Source organism: Gardnerella bretellae (genome assembly GCF_048545135.1).
Lineage (GTDB): Bacteria > Actinomycetota > Actinomycetes > Actinomycetales > Bifidobacteriaceae > Bifidobacterium > Bifidobacterium greenwoodii.
This window is the reverse complement of record NZ_JBKQXU010000002.1, coordinates 199,412-220,136: the sequence shown is the minus strand read 5'-3', so window position 1 is coordinate 220,136 and position 20,725 is coordinate 199,412. Positions and strand designations below refer to the sequence as shown.

Genomic DNA, 20,725 nt, shown 5'->3' with positions numbered 1-20,725 from the left:
ATCTTCTATTATACGTCAACCTCAAGGCTTGTGCAGTACTTTCTTCGCGTCAAATCTCGCGCTTCGAAGCCTTTGCCGAAATGCTTTTCTAACATAGACTGCAAAACCATCAACACAGAAGTAATAACCAAATACCAAATACTAGCAACAAGAAGAAGCGGAATCGGCTTATAAATACGATTAGCAATAGCATTCGTAGCAAACTGAAGCTCAAGCGTAAAAGGCACAGCCAAAACCAAAGAAGTAGTCTTAAGCATACCAATAGTCTCATTACCCAAAGGCGGAACAATAATACGCATAGCCTGAGGAAGAATCACACGACGCATCATCAAAGAACGAGACATACCCAAAGCCTTAGAAGCCTCAACCTGACCAGCATCAACAGCCTCCAAACCAGCACGAACAATCTCAGACAAATACGCAGCCTCATTCAAAGACAAACCAACAACCGCAGCCGTAAGAGAAGTCATAACAACATTAGAATCAATAGAGAAAAACTCCACAGAAGTAAACGGAATACCCAAACTCAACTTAGGAACAAGAACCGCAAACATACCCCAAAAAACAAGCTGCGTATAAACAGGCGTACCCCTAAAAAACCAAATAAAGAACCAAGCACACCCACGCAAAACCGGGTTAACACTCTTACGCATCATAGCCAAACCAACGGCCAACACAATCGCAATAACCATAGCAAGCAAAGTCAAAAGAAGAGTCCAGCCAATACCAGTAAGAACATTTTCGTCAATAATATATTTCGCTACAATATTCCACTCAAATCGACGATTAGTCGCTATAGAATACAGTAAAGAGCAGGCCACTAATGCAACAATTACCCCAGCAATAATAGGACCCGGCTTTTTAACTGGAAGAATACGCTCGTCGTTGTTCTTTTTAGAAAACATATTCACAATACTACTCTAAACTCAATCAAAATCAGAAGATACCAGAAAATCACACATTCGGATTTAATTCAGGATGCTTAACCATAATATCTTCCACACCCCAAGATTTCATGATTTTTTCATAATCTCCAGTTTGTATAAGTTTTTCAATACCAGCTTTAACAGCCTGAGCAAGCTGCTTATCCCCTTTTTGCATAATAATGCCCATAAGCGCCTTGTCTTTGCTTGTTCCCAAGGCCTCAAGCTGATTATCGGTTTGCTCAATAGCAAAACTAGAAACAGGAGTGTCGGCGTACATAATATCCGCTCTACCAGCCACAACAGCAGTAGTTGCATCTGTTTGCTCTTTAAAAGCAAGAACATCTAAAGGACTATTTTTACTCGCTTTACAAAAGTCTCTAGCACTATACATTTGCGATTCGCTGGTAGTGCCTACTTGTACAGAAACTTTTCTGCCACACAAATTATTAAGACTTACCTTTGTTGGGTTTCCTTTACGAACAACAAACAGCAATCCAGCATTTGCGTACGTTACAAAATCGACGGCTTTTTCTCTTTCCTTACTTACTGTAAAACCAGAAACACCTATATCGAATTTGCTGCCAACAGAAGGCAAGATAGCATCAAAAGGAGCATTCACAATAGTAAGTTTTAAGCCCATTAATTTTGCTAAAGCTTTATTAAGATCAATTTCGTAACCGATTACAGTTCTACCATCTCTGGCATAAAATCCTGCAGGAGCATAACCAATGTTTGTTCCCATAACAAGCTCGCCTTTTTCCAACAGTTTTTTAGGAAGAAGAGAGGCGATTTTTTCATCTTTTTTAATGCTATTAATGTTGTAGCAGCGGTCAAGAAGAGGGTCACGGCCAACAGCATCGGTTGTTCCACAAGCTCCAGAAAATCCTATTAAAGTCGCAGAAACAAAAGCCGCAATATAGCGCATCCACCTAGAAGATCCTAAGAATGTCCACTTATTCTTACGATGCACATCAAGTTTTTTAACATCGCAATTCGCTTGAATCATAGAATCCCTTAACAACTATATCTACTTGAACATGCACAACTGTACCACTAATCATAAAGCAATACGGTGCTATTCTTTTGAATTTTATAAAAGATTTACTGCGGCTTTACTGCAACTTTACTGCGGCTTTTAGAAGCTTCATAAAAGCTTCGTAAAAGTTTTAAAGCACGTGATGCAAGAAATCTTTGAAACGATTAGTTTGCGGATTGTCAATAATATCAGCAGTTCCGCACTCTACAACCATTCCATCATCCATAAATACTACTTGATCTGCAACTTCACGCGCAAAACCAATTTCGTGCGTTACAACAATCATTGTCATACCATCTTTTGCAAGATTTCGCATAACATTCAAAACTTCACCAACAAGCTCAGGGTCAAGAGCAGAAGTCGGCTCATCAAATAACATAATTTCCGGCTTCATAGCAAGAGCGCGCGCAATTGCAACACGCTGCTGCTGGCCGCCAGAAAGCTCAGCAGGATAATGATTCATTCGCTCAGCCATGCCGACTCGTTTAAGCTCTTCAATTGCTAAATCGTGAGCTTCCTGCTTACTCATTCCCAACACGTGAACAGGAGCCTCCATAACATTTTCCAATGCCGTCATATGAGGGAATAAGTTAAAACGCTGGAAAACCATTCCAAGCTTCGAACGCTGCTTAGAAATCTCTTTATCGCTAAGAGCTTGAAGACATTCCTCGCCTTTATGTGTTACTTTTTTTACACCAATGCGCTCGCCATAAATGCTAATACTTCCAGCACTAAGAGTTTCAAGCTGGTTAATTAAGCGCAATAAGGTTGATTTACCCGATCCGGAAGGTCCTAAAATAACAGTTACCGTGCCAGGATTAACGGTTATATTAATATTTTTTAATACGCTAAGACTACCGAATGATTTCTGTACGTTGCTTAAGATTACTGCGGGAAGATTGCTTTCGTTATTTTTAATAGTCATATTCGCTCCCTCATTGTAATTTTCTAAAGTATTACTCATGTTATTCACCAAAATTTCGTATATGAAGCAATGCTACCACTAGGCGTTAAAGCCCAACATAGCCGCGTCGTTACGCCCTTTAACATTTTTCTGCTTAGCGTGCAAAGATTTGTCGCCGCGCTGATCCGCATCTGTGTCTAATTGCGCATGTTTTACAATATCTCGCGCTTCGAAGCCTTTGCCGAAATGCTTTTCTAACATAGACTGCAAAACCATCAACACAGAAGTAATAACCAAATACCAAATACTAGCAACAAGAAGAAGCGGAATCGGCTTATAAATACGATTAGCAATAGCATTCGTAGCAAACTGAAGCTCAAGCGTAAAAGGCACAGCCAAAACCAAAGAAGTAGTCTTAAGCATACCAATAGTCTCATTACCCAAAGGCGGAACAATAATACGCATAGCCTGAGGAAGAATCACACGACGCATCATCAAAGAACGAGACATACCCAAAGCCTTAGAAGCCTCAACCTGACCAGCATCAACAGCCTCCAAACCAGCACGAACAATCTCAGACAAATACGCAGCCTCATTCAAAGACAAACCAACAACCGCAGCCGTAAGAGAAGTCATAACAACATTAGAATCAATAGAGAAAAACTCCACAGAAGTAAACGGAATACCCAAACTCAACTTAGGAACAAGAACCGCAAACATACCCCAAAAAACAAGCTGCGTATAAACAGGCGTACCCCTAAAAAACCAAATAAAGAACCAAGCACACCCACGCAAAACCGGGTTAACACTCTTACGCATCATAGCCAAACCAACGGCCAACACAATCGCAATAACCATAGCAAGCAAAGTTAAAAGAAGAGTCCAACCAATGCCATAAAAAACGTTATTGCTAATCAAATATATGCCTACAACATCCCACTCGAAGCGAGGATTTGTAACAATTCCATATAGTAGCGAGCATGCAATTACTGCTACGATTATGCCAGCAATAATAGGACCAGGTTTTTTAACAGGCAAAATACGTTCAGCTTGAACTGTGCTAGAGCTTGAGTCAGAAAAATTAGCGTCAGAAGAGTTCGCGGTTAAAGAGTTCAACATATTCTCCATAGTTTTCGTTTATATGAATATTTATAAATTATATAAAGTAATGCAAATTTACCATTTAATGTTATAAACGGTAAATTTGCATAGAAATAAGTGAGATTAAGATGCTACTAAAGCTTATTAAAGCTTATTAAAGCTTAGGATTAACTACAGCTTCCTTAATAGCAACGTTTTCAACGCCCCACTTCTTCAAAATGTCCTTGTAAATTCCGGACTTCATAAGCTTATCAATGCCAGCCTTAACAGCCTTAAGCATTGCAGCATCGCCCTTCTTAACAGCAGCACCCATTGGCTCTGCATCCTTGCTGTTTTCAAGAATTTCAAGCTTTCCAGCGTTCTTAATAGCAGCGTAACCAGCTACTGGAGTATCTGCATACATAACGTCTGCACGACCAGAAAGAAGAGCGGTAGTTGCGTCAGTCTGCTCTTTGAAGCTCATGATTTCAAGAGGCTTATCGTTATTCGCAGCGCACTTCTTTTTAGCTTCTTCCATAATAGGCTCGCCAACTGTGCCGGTTTCCACAGTTACTTTTTTGCCGCAAAGATTCTTTGTGTCTACCTTAGTAGGATTTCCCTTACGCACTTCGAAAGACAAGCCAGCGTTTGCGTAAGTAACAAAGTCAACGGACTTCATACGTTCAGCATTAACAGTAAAACCGGAAATACCGACGTTATACTTGCTGCCGATTGCAGGAATAATAGAGTCGAATTGAGCGTGAATAATCTTAGCATTCAAGCCCATAACCTTTGCCAAAGCTTTAGAAAAATCAATTTCGTAACCGACTGGTGTTTTGCCGTCAGCAGCGAAGAATTCTGCAGGAGCATAGCTAACGTTTACACCAACAACAAGCTCGCCTGTTTTAGCTACTGCTTTTGGTACCAAAGCTGCTACTGCATCATCTTTTTGAACATTGCTTACGTCGTAGCTTCTGGCAACATCTGGATCTGCATTCTGCTTGGAATCAGCAGGACCGCAGGCGGCAATAGTGCCAATCAAAACTAAAGAAGCAACGGCAGCAATAGGTTTAATTGATTTGAACATTTTTCTTCTCCGTAAATCTAATAATTTTCAGTGATGCGTATAACTATACACGATAACCCTACTATTTTCACAACTGTTTATGCAAAATAGTGTATATACTGAAATAAACATACTGCTTATTAGCAAAATAGTTGACTTTCCGAAAAAATATGACGCATATTATTCGCAATAATGTATAATATGTGGCGTGTCGCGTTGAGATGATTATTGAGCGCGCAAATTACTTGCGACCAAAACTACTCACGAGCGCGCAAATTACGGTAACGCATAGCACGCAAAGCCTCGCGCTTATCTTGCTCCTCACGCAAAGCCTCGCGCTTATCAAATTCCTTCTTACCGCGCGCCAAAGCAATCTCAACTTTCACATAGCTTCCCTTAAAATACAGACGCAACGGAACTACAGTATATCCTTTTGCTTCAGTCTGCCTAGAAAGTTTAGCTATTTGAGCCGCATGAAGAAGCAGCTTGCGTTTACGCTTTGGCGCATGATTATTCCAAGTACCGTTCAAATACTCAGGAATATTAGCCCCCTCAAGCCACATTTCACCGCGACGATCAATATTTACAAAAGATTCCGCTAAAGAAGCTCGACCTTCGCGCAAGGACTTAACTTCCGTTCCGGTAAGAGCAAGACCAGCTTCGTAGCAATCTTCAATAGCGTAGTCATGATGAGCCTTACGATTTTGAGCTACAGTAACCGTACCATCTTGAGCAGGTTTATTTGCCATAACTCCCCTCCAATACTAAGACCACAAACAAAACTTGCCATAAGACTTCTATCTTATGGCAAGCGCACTTGAGTCTTCAAGCTTATTTTTTAAGACACGCACAAACTACTTGTACGCGTCTTATGAACTTTAATAATGCACGTACTCGTAGTCGCCTGGATTGTAAATAGTTTCGTACGCTGGGAATGTTGAGAATCCGGTGCCGCCTTCAGAAATAAGCACTGAACCATCCGCATTAACACGCTCAACAACAGCAACGTGACCATACTGCCAGTCTGCAGTCCAGTTACCAACGCGCTGGCCGCGAGCAAACACCATAACAGCACCAACGTGTGGAGTACGATTAACTAAATACCCTAATCGACGACCAGTATTCGCCCACTCGGCACCATTACCCATATACGATCCAACTGGCAAACCAAGCTGAGACCTACGCAAATAAGCCCACAATGTGCACTGACGAGCAGGATAAGCAGAACCGCCAACAGAATTGCCAGTATTATGACCGTAGCAGAACTTAGCTCCTTCAGGGCAATTGCCAGGAACAGTGTAATTCATGCCGTTAGCAGCACCATCGGAAAGCTGCATTGGAGGCAAAGAAGCATTAGTTCCAGCTCCCCTAACCTGCTGACGGTTTCCAGCGTTAGGATCAGCGCGAGCAAATGACTTGTTTGCAAGAGCGCGAGCTTGAGCGTCAATAGCAGACTTCATTGCCACAATTTCTGCAGCTTCACGAGCAGACTGAGTAGTTAAACTACTTTTTTGACTTTCAAGCTGCTTACGAATATTTTCGCCCTGATCTCGCAAATCTTGCAACGACTTCCTGCGATCGTTAGCAGCTTTAGCAGCAATCTGCGCGCTTTGAGCCTGAGTATCGGCCTGCTGCTTAAGTTTTGCGATTTCCGTTTCAATAGCAGCCAAACGCTGACGACGATTCATAGAAGTATTTAATTTAACTGCAGCATCGTTTGCAGCATTTGCCTCGCTACGAGCAACTGCAGCTTCAGACTGAAGTTTGCCAACAAACTGCTCAGTAGTTGTTGACTTCGTAACGATATTCATAACATCGGAGGCTTGAGAACCGTGGAAACTCTTACGAGCAAGTTGAGCTACAGCAGCTTTTGCATCGTCAAAATCGGCGCCAGTTTTCTTAATTTTTTCTTCCAAATCGCGCTTATCTTTTTGAGCAGACTCTAATCTTTGCTGAGTAGATTCTGCAAGACTACGCGCTTGAGCAGCCTGCTCTTCAGCCTGCTGAGCCGCACGAACCTGGCCTGGAATTTGACGCTCATTCAAATCATTAAGCTCAAGAATCTTCTTTGCCAGCTGCTTATTAACACCAGAAAGCTGACGCTTTAGATTCTCGTTCCTCTGCACTTTACGCCTGTATTCGTTCATATTAACAGCGCTAGCAGTATCAGCAGTTAATAACGAGCCAACAATGCCACTAAGCAGCATAGCAACGGAAACAACCAAGCTAACTATTATACGATTGTGCCTATTGTACACGCTACGTCGAGTTACGCTCATATTACTTCCCTTTCCACGTTACTAATGCGAATTATAGCGTTAAGTAAGGAATCACGCGAGTTTTTCTAAATTTTTTAGTTTTTTTGAATTTTTTACGCAAATAATTTAACTTACGCCTTTAAGTATCGTCTTAAAGCAATAGCAGAAGCTACTACAGAAAGCACAACAGCTCCAGCAACAAGCATTGGAACACATAACCACACAGTAGACTGCGTTATAAACGGCATCCAACGAACATTTTGCGCAAGCCAATCAGTTACAAACACTTTTACAACCAAGCTTAATGCCGCGCCCGCAAGCAAAGATCCAGCGAAGGAAGCGAAAGCACCTTCAAGAATAAACGGCATGCGAATAGTCCAGTTAGAAGCACCAACTAAACGCATAATCTCAGTTTCTTGACGGCGGCTCGCTGCAGACATACGAATTGTAGTGCCTGTAAGCATAATGGCCACAACAACCATAACTGCAGCAAGAACAATCGTAACTACTGTAGCTCTATTAAGAACACTGAAAACAGGGTCGAAAATTTGTCGCTGATCAACAACCTCTTCCACACCATCTCGCCCAGAAAGAACTTCCGAAACAACCTGGTATTTCATAGGATTAGTAAGTTTTAAGCGAAGCGAATCCTGCATATCTGCGGCGGTAAGAGTTCTACCCTGATACATTCCGTTAGGATACTGCTTTAGGAAGGTATTTTTATAAAATTCGTTACGACTTACGTAGGTAATATTTGAAACGTCGTCGCCTAATTCTTGGTGAATAACATGCTCAAGTTTTACTATTTCAGCGTTTGTTGGAGCTTTTCCAGAAGCACAGGATGGAGATTGGCTAGTTCCATCTGGGCAAAGCCATGCAACAACCTCAACCTTGTCGTACCAGTCGCCCTTAGCTTTAGTGATTTGAGCCTGCATTAACACAGAAGCACCAATAAAAAGGAAGGAAATAAAAGTTACGAGCATAACGGAAAGAATCATTGAAACGTTACGGCGTAAACTAATGCATGTTTCGGAAAAAATGAATCTTAAACGCATTACTCTGCTCCTTCAGTTTTATTAGTGTCATTATTGCTATCGTCAACACTAATGTTCTCATTATTAGTATTTGCAGCCGCAACAGATGGCTTAGGTGGAGCTGGAGGCATAGGAGGGAGCTGAGACTTACTCTCAGATTCAGAATCAGATTGTGAATGATTTTCTGCTACAGATTGCGACTCCTCGCTAGTTTCAGATTGCGATTTTTCACTCACTTCAGAATTTTCAGTAGATTCATGAGTTTCATGAGATTCAGTGGATTCAACAGTTTCTGCAGATTCAGCGGATTCTTTATTATCTTCCGAAATCTCAACTTCTGAAACATCCTCTCCAACGTTTTTATCGTTTGTAGAAACCAACCCGCGTCCCCAAGTCATTGTTGTTTCCAAAGACTGGAACACTTCACCGTAACGGCCAGTCCTTCCAGAATGAACAGACTGAGCAAGGCGCGCAATACCATCATTTTCTGCAGTGTCACTTTGAAGAGATTGCGTAACAATATCAACAGTTTCACGAGCCTGCTCCGCACGTTGAGCTTTTTTAGAAAGTCGCTTATGACGTTCCGTATTTTCAGGCTGATTGCTTGAAGCTGAAATTTCAGCCTCTTCACTATTTTTTTCAACAGACTGCTGAGCTTTAGACTTTTGTTCAACATCTGAATCCGGGAAGTAAAGAGCAGAATCGTAAGAACCTTCGCGCTCATCTCGAACAATCTTACCCTCGTGAAGCTCAACAACGCGCTTACGCATTGAGTTCACAATCTCCTCATTATGCGTAGCCATAACAATTGTTGTGCCAGTTCGGTTAATAGCATCCAAAACTTCCATAATTCCAAGAGAAGTAGTTGGATCCAAATTACCAGTAGGCTCATCTGCAAGAATAATTTGAGGATGATTTACATACGCGCGCGCAATAGCCACACGCTGAGCCTCACCACCAGAAAGCTCATGCGGATAGTTATTTTCCTTACCAGTTAAGCCAACAGTTTCTAGCACGCGAGGCACAAGCGAGCGAATAGTCGCTCTACTAGTGCCGATTACTTCCAAAGCAAAAGCAACATTTTGATAAACCGTTTTATTATTAAGCAGCTTATAATCTTGGAAAATAAAGCCAAGAGATCTGCGATACTGCGGAACCTGACGGTTAGAAAGTCTGCGCAAATCGTTACCAGCAACGTGAATTTCCCCACCATTTGCTTCTTCTTCGCGAAGCAGCAAACTAAGCAATGTGGTTTTGCCAGAGCCTGAAGCACCAACAAGAAACACAAAATCTCCGCGATCCACATGCAAAGACACATCGTCTAGTGCAGGGCGCGTACCTCTCGGATATATTTTTGACACATGATCTAATGAAATCAGCGACATTGTTTCAATCCTTCCGAAGATTATGTGTAATTATTGGTTTTTAGTTCTAGATTTAGCTTTAGTTTAAGATTATTTTTCTGCTTCTTTTTCAGCTTCTTTTTGAGCCGCAACTCGCTGCTCGTGACGCCAACGAATGCCAGCTTCAATAAAACCGTCAATATCACCGTCAAAAACAGCTTGAGTTTGTGAAGTTTCGTAGCCAGTGCGCAAATCCTTCACCATTTGGTACGGGTGAAGAACGTAGGAGCGCATCTGGTCTCCCCAGCTTGCCTTAATATCTCCAGCAAGCTCCTTCTTTTTAGCAGCTTCCTCCGCGTGCTTAAGCACAAGCAAACGCGACTGCAAAACAGCCATTGCAGCTGCGCGGTTTTGAATCTGGCTGCGCTCATCTTGCATAGAAACAACCAAGCCTGTTGGCAAATGCGTAATACGAACAGCAGAATACGTAGTATTAACACCTTGACCACCCGGGCCTGAAGCTTGGAAAGTATCCACGCGAATGTCGGAATCTGGAATATCAATATGATCCGTAGCTTCAACCAAAGGGATCACTTCCACTGCGCTAAAGCCGGTTTGACGACGTCCTTGATTGTCAAATGGCGAAATACGAACCATTCTGTGAGTGCCGCCCTCTACAGAAAGGCGACCATACGCGTACGGGGCATCCACTTGGAAAGTTGCGGATTTAATACCAGCTTCTTCCGCATAAGACGTGTCCATCATCTTAGTTTTATAGCCGTTTCGCTCAGCCCAACGCAAGTACATACGAAGAAGCATTTGAGCAAAATCAGCAGCATCCACACCGCCCGCACCAGAACGAATCGTAACAACCGCAGAACGAGCATCATATTCGCCGTCAAGAAGAGTCTGAACTTCCATATCGTCCAACTCGTGAGCAATAGAGCCAAGCTCATCTTGAGCCTCACTCATAGAATCAGCATCGCCTTCTTCTTGGCCAAGCTCAATTAAAGTCTTAGTATCCTCAATGCGCTGATCTACAGCTTGCAAACGCTTCAACTGAGACTGAGCTGCAGAAAGCTTACTCGTAACCTGCTGAGCATGCTCAGAATCATCCCAAAGCCCAGGCTCTGCAGCCTGCTTTTCTAAATCAGCAATCGTAACTTTCAACGAATCAACGTCTAAAGCCTTCACAATCGAAGCATACTTTGATTCAACATCGCGTAGCGCCTGTGCAAAATCAAATTCCGCCATTTACTTAAAGTACCTCTTTACATACCTGTTTTACGCAATTACTATTCGCAAAATACTTACAAAATCAACTATTTATAAGTCTAGCGTACGGTCAAAATTTCAGGACCATTCTCCGTAATTGCAATCGTATGCTCGCTATGAGCGCCGCGAGAACCATCAGCAGAACGAAGAGTCCAACCATCCTTAGGATCCTGGTAAATTTCGTCAGTAGTCTTTAAGAACCATGGCTCAATTGCAATAACTAAACCTGGGCGAAGCTTGTAGCCATGGTGAGCAGTGCCATCGTTAGGAACGTGAGGATCGCCGTGCATAATATGGCCAACTCCGTGACCGCCAAACTCAAGGTTTACACTGTAACCATACTCGTGAGCAACACAACCAACAGCTGCAGAAATATCACCAAGACGGTTTCCAGGCTGAGCCATGTTAATGCCAGCCTCCAGCGCTTCCTCAGTGCATTTAATTAAGCGCAAATCCTCAGGATCTGCATGCTTTCCAACCACGAAACTAATAGCGGAATCGCCAACCCAACCGTCGACGTTAATTGCCAAATCAAGAGTTAGCAAATCGCCGTCTTTAAGATTGTAATCGTATGGAACTCCGTGAAGAACAGCATCATTTACAGAAGTGCAAATGTAGTGCGCAAAAGGACCAGTTCCAAAATCAGGAGCGTAATCAACATAGCAAGAAGACGCACCTTTGCGGCTCATAATGCGTTGACGAACGAAGTCATCAATTTCAAGAAGATTTGTGCCAACTTTTGTCATTGCTTTTAAGTCTTTAAGAATACTACCGACGAAGCGACCTGCAGGTTTCATCGCTTCAATTTCAGATGGAGTTTTCAGTTCAATCATGCTTCAAGACTAACGCGCAGGCACGAAAATAGCGCAAAATATGGCGAAAATATTGCGAAAATACTAGCTAATAGTGTCGCTTAATACTTGTAAGCTAAATTCATGCCTAATAACAATGAAAATAATAATAAGGAATCGCAGAAGGAAATTTCTGCTGTAGATTTTGATCCTGCCTCTTTCTCGTCGGTTATTCGTCCACAAGACGACTTGTTCCGTTACGTAAACGGCCCTTGGATTGACACTTACACTCTTCCAGACGACCGCCCAATGTTTGGCGCTTTCCACAAGCTTGCAGAAGATGCAGAGACGCAAATTCGAGATATTTTAGAAAGCGAAGATTGCTCAGCTAAAAAGTCACAAACTTTGTACCGCAACTATTTGGATACTGCAGCTATCGAAAAAGCTGGAATTACGCCAATTAAGGGCGATCTAGACGCTGTAGATAAAGCTTGCAGCAAGGAAGATTTGGTTCGCACTCTCGGCACGCTTAACCCTTACGGCGGACCGGACGCAATGTTCTATTTTGGCGTTTACGGAGATCCTAAGGATCCTAAGACGAATATTATGCATATTGAGCAGTCGGGATTAGGCTTGCCAGACGAAGCGTACTATCGCGAAGACAATTATGCTCCAATTCGCAATGAATACGTAAAAATGGTAGCTTCTTTGCTGCGCTTAGCAGGCTACGGAGACGCAACTACTACACAAGCGCAAGCCGAGCGTTTCTTGAATGTTGAAACGCAGATTGCAAGCAAGCATTGGGATAACGTAGCAACTCGCGATTCTCAAAAAACTTATAATCCTTACGATTATGCTGATTTGGCAAAAACTCTTGAAGCGCTTAATCTCGACGCTTTCTTAGACGCTACTCAAAAAGCGTACGATACTTGCAAAGAAGCACATCAGCCAATCAACCTTCGTGAAGCTTTTAACAAAGTTGTAGTTCACGAGCCAAGCTTTATGGAAGGTTTGAATAAGATTTGGCAGGAAGCCGACTTAGAAGATTTAAAGCTTTGGGCGCGCGTGCACGTGATTTTGCGCTGGGCAAGCTTACTTAGTGAAGATTTTGCACAAGCTCGATTTGACTTCTACGGCAAGGTGCTTTCTGGTGCAACAAAGCAGCGCGACCGTTGGAAGCGCGCAGTGGGAGTTGTTGACGATTCTTGCGGCGAAGAAGTTGGGCGCGAATACGTGCGCTTGCACTTCCCTGAGTCTTCTAAAAAGTATATGCAGGAATTAGTTAACAATCTTATTAACGCTTACCGTGAGTCGATTTCGCACAGCAGCTGGCTTGGCGAGGAGACTAAAGCGAAGGCTTTGGAAAAGCTTAGCAAGTTTGAGCCGAATATTGGCTACACGAATCATTGGATTGACTATTCTGCGTTGAATATTAAGGAAGACGCTGGTTTAGTTGAAAATATGCGCGAAGTTTATCGATTTGGCTTTGGTAAGAATACTGCGAAAGCTGGAAAGCCTGTGGATCGCGAAGAATGGCAGATGACTCCGCAAACTGTGAACGCTTACTACGATCCGTTGCTTAACGTAATCGTGTTCCCAGCTGCAATTTTGCAACCACCATTCTTTAACCCGAGCGCTCCAGACGCAGCAAATTATGGCGCTATTGGTGCAGTGATTGGCCACGAAATCGGTCACGGTTTTGACGACCAAGGTTGCGAATACGACGGCGACGGCATGCTTAACAATTGGTGGACTGAAGAAGACAAAGCCAACTTTGCTGAGCGCACTAAAAAGCTTATTGAGCAATACAATGCTTTTACGCCAACGCAACTTATTGTTAAATACTCTCACTTGAAGAGCAAAGCTGAGCGAGACGCAATGCCTCACGTAAACGGCGCTTTAACAATCGGCGAAAATATTGGCGATTTAAGCGGCGTAACTATTGCGCTTAAAGCTTACGCTTTTGCTTTGCAAAAGAGCGAAGGACGAGAGATTGACGGAAGCGACGACGCGATTCGCGAAACTTTGCGTAACGCTCCTGAAGTAGACGGTTTCACTGCTTTGCAACGATTCTTCTTAAGCTACGCGTTGGTATGGCGTTCCAAAGCTCGTAACGAGATTGCTGAGCAGCTGCTTCAAATCGACCCGCACTCCCCAGCCGAATGCCGCACTAACGGAATTGCTCGAAACGTGGACTTGTTCTACGATGCTTTCAGCGTTAAAGAAGGCGACGAAATGTGGCTCGACCCTGCTGAGCGCGTGCACATTTGGTAAGTTGCGAATAAAAAGCAAATAAGTCAAAAAGTTAAAAAACTAGAAGCCTGCAGACGCTTAATAAACGTTTGCAGGCTTATTATTTACTATTTTTAGAAATCAGCCTTCGTTTTAAGAAAATCCAAGACACCACTGCAATTGCGCACAAAACCAGCACGCTTAAAATCACAGAAATAATCACAATAAATTTATATGCTGAAGCATTTTTCTTCATAGCTTTCGCCAACTTTTTATGATGCTTATGCTTCAAATGCTTCTTTTTAGCCAAAGCTTTTTTCTTCTTAGCTTCCTCATCTTTACGCTTCTGCTCTTCCTTCTTCTTTCGCTCCTCTTCAGCACGCTTTTTTTGCGCTTCGGGAGATTCTGGGCCAATCTTTCCATCCGGATAATCAACATCACCGTTATATTCCGACAGTGTCAACGCTCCAACAACACCATAAGGGCCACCCGAAGCTTCTCCGTAACCGAAAGAAATATTGCTAGGATTCAAAATCTGATACAAATGACCATTATCTTCGTTAAAACTTCCGCCGGTTGCACGCAAAGCCGACTCTTCATCTTGAATCCACAATTGCATAGAACCAGCAAGATCCACACCCCAACTTAAATTTTCACCCCACGCCTTTCGGCCAGTGTAATCAGGCTCACTAACACCATCTGGGCCAAAATGGCCAAACTGCCCATGCTGAGCGGTTTCTTGCGCGCGACGGAAAGCATCCTCTTCATTTTCAGAATCGTACTGAATATTATTAACATACGCTTCTTTAGTAAGACCTGAGCGGCTCACGTAATCTTGCAAAGGAACGCCATTAAAATACGTGCTTCGATCATCGTAAAGCCTAGATCTTGCATTTCGAATAGAAGAAAGAACGTAACGCGCTACATTACTTGACTGAATAAAAGATGCAGAAGAAGCAGAATTAGTTGTTTGAATTATTGGATTCTGATGATATTTATGATGATATTCGCGATTATACGCCTGATGATAAGCCTGATGATACGCCTGATGATACGACTTAGAATTTTCTAAAGTAAAATCAGCAAAATTTTGCGATATTGCGCACACAGTTAGGCATACAGCCGAAATAACAAGGATACTAACCCAACTTATGCGCATATTAGATTTATGCTTCGCATACTGCTGATTACTTTCCACCATAAATATCTTCTTCACTGCATTCAATATTTTCAATACGTTCGCTCAATACTACCCTGCGACGAGGAATTATTACGCATGTGCAGATAATTGCGGAGCATTTACTAAATATTTTGTTGTAGTCAAGAGATTAATTACATTGTGGATAAAACCTAGGTTTTAACCACAATAGAAAAGTTTGCTGGCAAAGTTGTTGCACAAAGTTCATAGTTGTTATTACTGCGGCATTTCCTCGTGGCTGCGAAGCTCAGAGGCAATGATGGCTCTGTATTTCGGGGCTGAAATGGCTGCAGTCCAATTTGTGAAAGGACTATGAAATATGGCACAACAACAGTCAACCGTGACTATTAGTGGATACGTAGGTGCTGAGCCTGTAAGCTTTGGGCGCAGTGAAAATTCTCCGGCTTGTTCGCTACGAATTGCGAGCACGCAATCATATTACCGTAACGACGAGCAACAATGGCATGAGCGTCCAACTACTTGGATGACTGTGAAAGCGTATAGAACTTTAGCTTCAAACGTGCTGAAAAGCGTGCATAAAGGCGATGCAATCGTTGTATATGGCAATTTGAGTACAGAAAGCTGGACGAAAGATGGAAACGATTATAATCGCGTAATTTTGGAAGCTTCTACTATTGGGCACGATCTGAATCGCGGAACTACTCAATTTACAAAAAGAAACGCTGAAACTGCTAAAAATGGGCAGACGAAAGACAGCAATCAGTCACAAAACGAAAAAATAGAACGTACTGACTCTCACTCAGACAGCACGGACGACGAATATGGAGGTGATGCTGATATCTAAAGAAAGTAAATAATACCTCGCGCACCACGATAAACAATAATGCCGCCAAGAATAGTAGTAGTAGTAGTAGTAGTAGTATTCCTGGCGGCAAATTGTAAAACAGGCCGTTACTTAAGCAAAGCGTTTACACGCTCTACAATGCGGCTTGCAGCCTCGTCAACTGGAACTGCTTCAACATTTGAGCCGTTGCGATCGCGGATTTCAATCGTGCCATTGTTCACGGTATCGCGACCCGCTACAGCAATCAGCGGCACGCCAACAAGCTCAGCATCCTTAAACTTTACGCCTGGAGAAACCTTTGGACGGTCGTCAAATATTACTTCGATTCCCTGCTTACTAAGCTCTTCAACAACTTTTTCAGCAGCGTCAAAAGCAACCTGATCCTTGCCTGTTGCAACAACATGAACTTGAGCTGGAGCAATCGCCATAGGCCATGCAAGACCAGCGTCATCGTGATGCGTTTCTGCAAGGCACGCAATCACGCGACTAACGCCAATACCGTAGCAGCCCATCCAAACTGGCACAGTCTTACCGTTTTCGTTAAGAACGCTTAAGCCCAAAGCCTTAGAATACTTTAAGCCAAGCTGGAACACTTGACCAATTTCCACGCCGCGCTCGAAGCTCAACGGACCAGAACCATCTGGGCTCATATCGCCGTCGCGAACTTGGGCCGCTTCAACAACGCCGTCAGCTTCAAAATCGCGGCCGTAAACAGCGTTATAAACGTGCTTTCCTTCTTCGTCAGCTCCCGTAATCCAGGCGCTACCCTTTGCAACGTGAGCATCCATCAAGTAGCGGACAGGATTTGCAATACCCCTACCCTCTTTGCGAGCTTGAGGACCTAATACGCTAAATCCAATGTAGCCCTTAACAAACTCAGGATGAGCCTTCAAATCATCCTCAGTTGCTTCTTCAATTTCTGCAGGAGCAAACTGAGCTTCAAGACGCTTCATATCTACTTGGCGATCCCCCGGAATACCAATCGCCACGATTTCGCGCCATGGCTCCTCATGCTCGCCACCCTCAGCATCAGCCGGGTGCTTAACAGCAATAATCAAGTTCTTCAAAGTGTCGTCTGCTTGCCATTCGCGACCATCTTTACGCGGATGCAAGTCGTTAGAAACCTTAACCAAAGCTTCAATCGTCTTAGCGTCTGGAGTTTCGAGAGCTTCTGCTGCAGGAGTTGCCGAATAATCAACATCTTGAATTTCTGGAGTGGTAAGAGCCTCAACATTCCAAGCTTTTCCGGAAGGAGCGAGCGCAAAAGTATCTTCGCCAATTGGCATTGGAGCCAAGAACTCCTCAGAATCAGAACCACCCATTGGACCGGAAACAGCGTGAACAATCACGTATTTAATACCAAGGCGGTCGAAAATTCGAGCGTAAGCAGCGCGCTCCTCAACGTAAGCAGATTTCAAACCATCTTCGTCAATCGAGAACGAATAAGCATCCTGCATAATAAACTCGCGGCCGCGAATAAGACCTGCGCGAGGACGGAACTCGTCGCGATACTTCGTTTGAATCTGGTACAAAGTAACAGGCAAATCCTTGTACGAAGAATACATATCTTTTACAAGGAGCGTGAAAACTTCTTCGTGCGTTGGAGCAAGAAGATAGTCAGCTTCATGACGATCCTTAAGGCGGAAGATATTGTCGCCATATTCTTCCCAACGGTTTGTAGCCTCGTAAGGCTCGCGCGGAAGAAGTGCCGGGAAGTGAACTTCCTGCGCACCAATACCGTTGATTTCGTCGCGAATAATCGCCTGAACCTTGTTCAAAACCTTAAGTCCAAGCGGAAGCCAAGTCCACACACCTGGGGCAGATTTACGAATATAGCCTGCGCGCTGCATAAGTTTTGCGGAAGTAACGTCCGCGTCTGCAGGATCCTCGCGCAGCGTACGAAGGAACAGCTGAGACATACGAAGTACATTGGAATTCATGCGTTCCAATCTATTTGTGCATGAGGACATAAACATTTGTTTACGCTACTAAACAAATTCACAATACGTAATTTTCAACTAAAACTCGTCATTGAATCCAAACTCATCGTTGCTAGTACTTGCAAAAATATCAAGTTCCTGCTGATTTGCGAAATCGTCTTCTATATTATTTGTTACGAAAGCAGCTGCCCCATCGCTAGCAAGCAGCTCACTCGCACGCTTTGAAGCATCGCGCAAAGATCCGTCAAGCAGCACAGCATCCGCCGAAACGCTAAAAGCGCGTTCGTTAATACCCTTTAAATAAAGACCTTTCAGATTTTCAACGCGAGAAAGCGCCACATAACCCATTCCGGGAGCGAAAGTTCTACGCAAATCCATTACCGCAGCATCAAGCGTCATACCTTGCGACTTATGAATCGTAATCCCCCACGCACAACGAAGCGGCACTTGATTTACGCTAGCAAGCACAGTTTCGCCGTCGGTCATCTCCCAAGCAGCAGGCTTAAGAGTTACAATATTGCCATTTTCAAACTCAACAATCGGCCAGCCACCTTTAGATTCAGGCGCAAAACGCAACACGCGCCCAACAGAGCCATTTACGTACTGCTTTTCCTGATCGTTTCGCAACGCCATCACAGCAGCTCCAGCCTTCAAAACTAAACGCTCCGGAGCGAGCATATTCTTCTTTAAGCGCTCAACAAGATTTTTAGGCCCGGCTTCCGTTGCCACAAACTCGTGAGACTCTGCACCAATTGCTGCAAGCTGCATATTATTTAATCCGTCTGCTTGCGCATTCGTTGGGAAAAGATGCACTGCAACTTCATCGTCTTCCGGATACTCACCAAGGCGACTAGCAAGCACTTGCTTGTCGTCGTCACTTACAAGACCGCCACGAATATCCGTTAAAACTTCAAGCAATTTGCCGTCATCCTGACGATGCTGCTCAGTTAAGTAGCACACAACAGGTTTCAAAGCATCCCATGCGAAAGATTCTGTAATATATCCTTCCGGATTTTTGCCGGCTGCAGCATACTTTTTGCGCGACTCAATAAATTCCTGGCTCGGCTCAAATACGTCGCGATTTCGCATAGAAGTGCTAACAGGCGGCAATTGGAAGAAGTCACCCGAAATAACTACTTGAAGCCCACCGAAAGGAGCGGGATTTTTGCGCACCTTCCGGCATACTTCGTCAACCATGTCAAAAAGCCACGCGTGAATCATAGAAACTTCATCCAGCACGAGCACGTCCGTGGCTTTTATGCGCTTTCCTCGCCTAGCTCTAATGGTTTTAAGAAGCGTATCCGTAAGCGCGTTTGAAACCCCAACTCCACTCCAAGAGTGAATTGTTTGACCGTTTAAGTGCGTTGCCGCAATACCGGTAGAGGCAGTTACAGCAACGCTTAAACCGTTCTTTCGCATTTCGCGAATAGCCGCGTTTAATACGTAGGTTTTACCTGCACCCGGAGCGCCGGTAATGAACGCGCTCGCGCCAGCGTTGATTATGGTTAAGGCTTCGGATTGCTTCATTGGCAGTACCTTTTATTTGCGCTACTACGTTTAATAGTCGCGCTTTGTTTAATAGTAGCGTTGTGTTTAATAGTCGCGCTTTTCTGCGGAATTTACGTCCTCTAATGCTTCTCCGCGACGCTCGTAGTCACGAAGCAAGCTCGTGCTTTCAATATGCTGCGCGCCAGCTTTTGCCTGTGCTTCGCTTGGTCCTGGAGCTGGTACGAACATCATGTCACGGTAGTAACGAAGCTCGTCAATCGACTCAATAATATCCGCGAGCGCGCGGTGACCGCCGTGTTTTGCCGGCTTATTGCGGTAAACATCCGGGTAAAGTCTGCGTGAAATTTCCTTCAGTGTGCTTACGTCGATTACGCGATAGTGCAAATTTGCCATTAAATCTGGCATGTAACGGTCGAGGAATTTTTTGTCAGAACCAACTGAGTTTCCAGCAAGATGCGCTTTTCCGCGAGCTGGCAGGAAACGCTTTACGTACTCAACAACCTGCTTTTGCGCTTCTTCTAACGGCAAACCGTTTTTATTCCACTCGTCAACAAGCCCAGAAGAAGTGTGCATATTGCGTACAAAATCGTTCATGTGAGCCACAGCAGCATCGCTCGGCTTAATCACTAGATCAATTCCGTCGTCCAAAACTTTCAAATTAAAATCAGTTGGAACTACAGATACTTCGCATAACTCGTCGTGGAAAATATCGAGTCCAGTCATCTCGCAATCAATCCAAATTAAGCGCGATTCTTCCGGCGTAAACGTAAGATCTTCCTTAGCTTCAGCCATTTTCGTTCCTTTCCTAATATTTTTTCGAACCCATCAGCCTACATCTTCGTAGAGACTACTTTGAATTGAGTTGTACGAAATACTGATTTAAGCATCTAATAAATCCTGCATAAGTTCATCTGTGTTATTAAATGATTTTCCCTCATGAGCTTCAGCTTGACGACGAGCTTCAACACTTTCACGGCTTTCACGAGTAATCAAAAAAGGCATAGCCTGATCAACAATTGACTGTCTTAAAAAGACATTAATCGCAGTCGACAAATCCATTCCCATTGAAGAAAATAATTTTTTTGCTTCCTCTTTAACTCTAGAATCTGTGCGAAAACTCACAGTTGCTTGAGACGTATTTTCAGTATATTTACTTTTGGTGCTATCGCTAACCAATATCGCAGACAATTTTATACACACTTTCTAATGATTTTTATTTTATTAAATTGCTATTGTAATACAATATACATACAACAGCAATCATAATGTTTAAACAAACAAAAAACGACGAAAAGCAGGCAAGTTGTAGATAACTTGCTTAACTTTTC

The 20,725-nt window shown here is 43.4% G+C and carries 18 protein-coding genes; 2 read left to right on the top strand and 16 right to left on the bottom strand.

From position 1 onward, the window contains the following. Positions 1-8: 8 nt before the first annotated feature. The 11 genes from ACJV7B_RS02320 to map form a co-directional block, all read right to left on the bottom strand. Positions 9-905 carry an amino acid ABC transporter permease gene (locus ACJV7B_RS02320; protein ID WP_375169559.1) on the bottom strand — a complete coding sequence of 299 codons (897 nt, stop codon included), beginning with the start codon at positions 903-905 and terminating at the stop codon, positions 9-11. A 49-nt stretch (positions 906-954) separates the two neighbouring features. Beyond that, a complete protein-coding gene (locus ACJV7B_RS02315) occupies positions 955-1,932 on the bottom strand; it encodes an ABC transporter substrate-binding protein (RefSeq protein ID WP_419388867.1) in 978 nt (325 codons plus the stop codon). Positions 1,933-2,092: 160 nt separating this feature from the next. Continuing rightward, positions 2,093-2,887, bottom strand: coding sequence for an amino acid ABC transporter ATP-binding protein (locus ACJV7B_RS02310; RefSeq protein ID WP_004129450.1), 795 nt, complete (start codon positions 2,885-2,887; stop codon positions 2,093-2,095). A gap of 78 nt (positions 2,888-2,965) precedes the next feature. Further along, entirely contained in the window at positions 2,966-3,994 is a 1,029-nt protein-coding gene (locus tag ACJV7B_RS02305; protein ID WP_257996380.1) for an amino acid ABC transporter permease, read from the bottom strand. A 127-nt stretch (positions 3,995-4,121) separates the two neighbouring features. Further along, the gene (locus ACJV7B_RS02300) at positions 4,122-5,033 is read right to left on the bottom strand and encodes an ABC transporter substrate-binding protein (RefSeq protein WP_375169359.1); all 912 of its coding nucleotides are present in this window, start codon (positions 5,031-5,033) and stop codon (positions 4,122-4,124) included. Positions 5,034-5,269: 236 nt separating this feature from the next. After that, complete coding sequence (smpB, locus tag ACJV7B_RS02295; protein WP_004136944.1) at positions 5,270-5,761, bottom strand: SsrA-binding protein SmpB; 492 nt, start codon at positions 5,759-5,761, stop codon at positions 5,270-5,272. Positions 5,762-5,890: 129 nt separating this feature from the next. Next, a complete protein-coding gene (locus ACJV7B_RS02290; protein ID WP_375169358.1) occupies positions 5,891-7,291 on the bottom strand; it encodes a CHAP domain-containing protein in 1,401 nt (466 codons plus the stop codon). A gap of 110 nt (positions 7,292-7,401) precedes the next feature. After that, positions 7,402-8,325, bottom strand: a complete 924-nt coding sequence (ftsX, locus tag ACJV7B_RS02285; protein ID WP_004129488.1) for a permease-like cell division protein FtsX — start codon at positions 8,323-8,325, stop codon at positions 7,402-7,404. Continuing rightward, positions 8,325-9,689, bottom strand: coding sequence for a cell division ATP-binding protein FtsE (gene ftsE, locus ACJV7B_RS02280; protein ID WP_004136942.1), 1,365 nt, complete (start codon positions 9,687-9,689; stop codon positions 8,325-8,327). The genes ftsX and ftsE overlap by 1 nt, the downstream gene beginning before the upstream one ends. Before the next feature lie 69 nt (positions 9,690-9,758). Next, positions 9,759-10,901 (bottom strand): peptide chain release factor 2, encoded by a 1,143-nt coding sequence (gene prfB, locus ACJV7B_RS02275; RefSeq protein WP_004136941.1) that lies wholly within the window; start codon positions 10,899-10,901, stop codon positions 9,759-9,761. A gap of 80 nt (positions 10,902-10,981) precedes the next feature. After that, a complete protein-coding gene (gene map / locus ACJV7B_RS02270; protein WP_004108441.1) occupies positions 10,982-11,755 on the bottom strand; it encodes a type I methionyl aminopeptidase in 774 nt (257 codons plus the stop codon). Between the two features lie 102 nt (positions 11,756-11,857). Here map and ACJV7B_RS02265 point away from each other — a divergent pair, with 102 nt between their 5' ends. Next, positions 11,858-13,987: a M13 family metallopeptidase gene (locus ACJV7B_RS02265; RefSeq protein WP_410314444.1), complete on the top strand. Its 2,130-nt coding sequence runs from the start codon at positions 11,858-11,860 to the stop codon at positions 13,985-13,987. A gap of 79 nt (positions 13,988-14,066) precedes the next feature. Here ACJV7B_RS02265 and ACJV7B_RS02260 read toward each other — a convergent pair whose 3' ends face one another. Beyond that, positions 14,067-15,146 (bottom strand): CAP domain-containing protein, encoded by a 1,080-nt coding sequence (locus tag ACJV7B_RS02260; protein ID WP_419388866.1) that lies wholly within the window; start codon positions 15,144-15,146, stop codon positions 14,067-14,069. 316 nt (positions 15,147-15,462) lie between these two features. Between ACJV7B_RS02260 and ACJV7B_RS02255 the strand changes: the two genes are divergently transcribed. Next, positions 15,463-15,948, top strand: a complete 486-nt coding sequence (locus ACJV7B_RS02255) for a single-stranded DNA-binding protein (protein WP_004127425.1) — start codon at positions 15,463-15,465, stop codon at positions 15,946-15,948. Between the two features lie 107 nt (positions 15,949-16,055). Here ACJV7B_RS02255 and ACJV7B_RS02250 read toward each other — a convergent pair whose 3' ends face one another. The 4 genes from ACJV7B_RS02250 to ACJV7B_RS02235 form a co-directional block, all read right to left on the bottom strand. Beyond that, entirely contained in the window at positions 16,056-17,888 is a 1,833-nt protein-coding gene (locus tag ACJV7B_RS02250) for a proline--tRNA ligase (protein WP_419388865.1), read from the bottom strand. 78 nt (positions 17,889-17,966) lie between these two features. Then, a complete protein-coding gene (locus ACJV7B_RS02245; RefSeq protein WP_419388864.1) occupies positions 17,967-19,415 on the bottom strand; it encodes a PIF1 family DEAD/DEAH box helicase in 1,449 nt (482 codons plus the stop codon). 66 nt (positions 19,416-19,481) lie between these two features. Continuing rightward, entirely contained in the window at positions 19,482-20,189 is a 708-nt protein-coding gene (gene orn, locus ACJV7B_RS02240) for an oligoribonuclease (RefSeq protein ID WP_004117685.1), read from the bottom strand. Between the two features lie 87 nt (positions 20,190-20,276). After that, positions 20,277-20,585, bottom strand: coding sequence for a type II toxin-antitoxin system RelB/DinJ family antitoxin (locus ACJV7B_RS02235; protein ID WP_119526239.1), 309 nt, complete (start codon positions 20,583-20,585; stop codon positions 20,277-20,279). Positions 20,586-20,725: the final 140 nt, after the last annotated feature.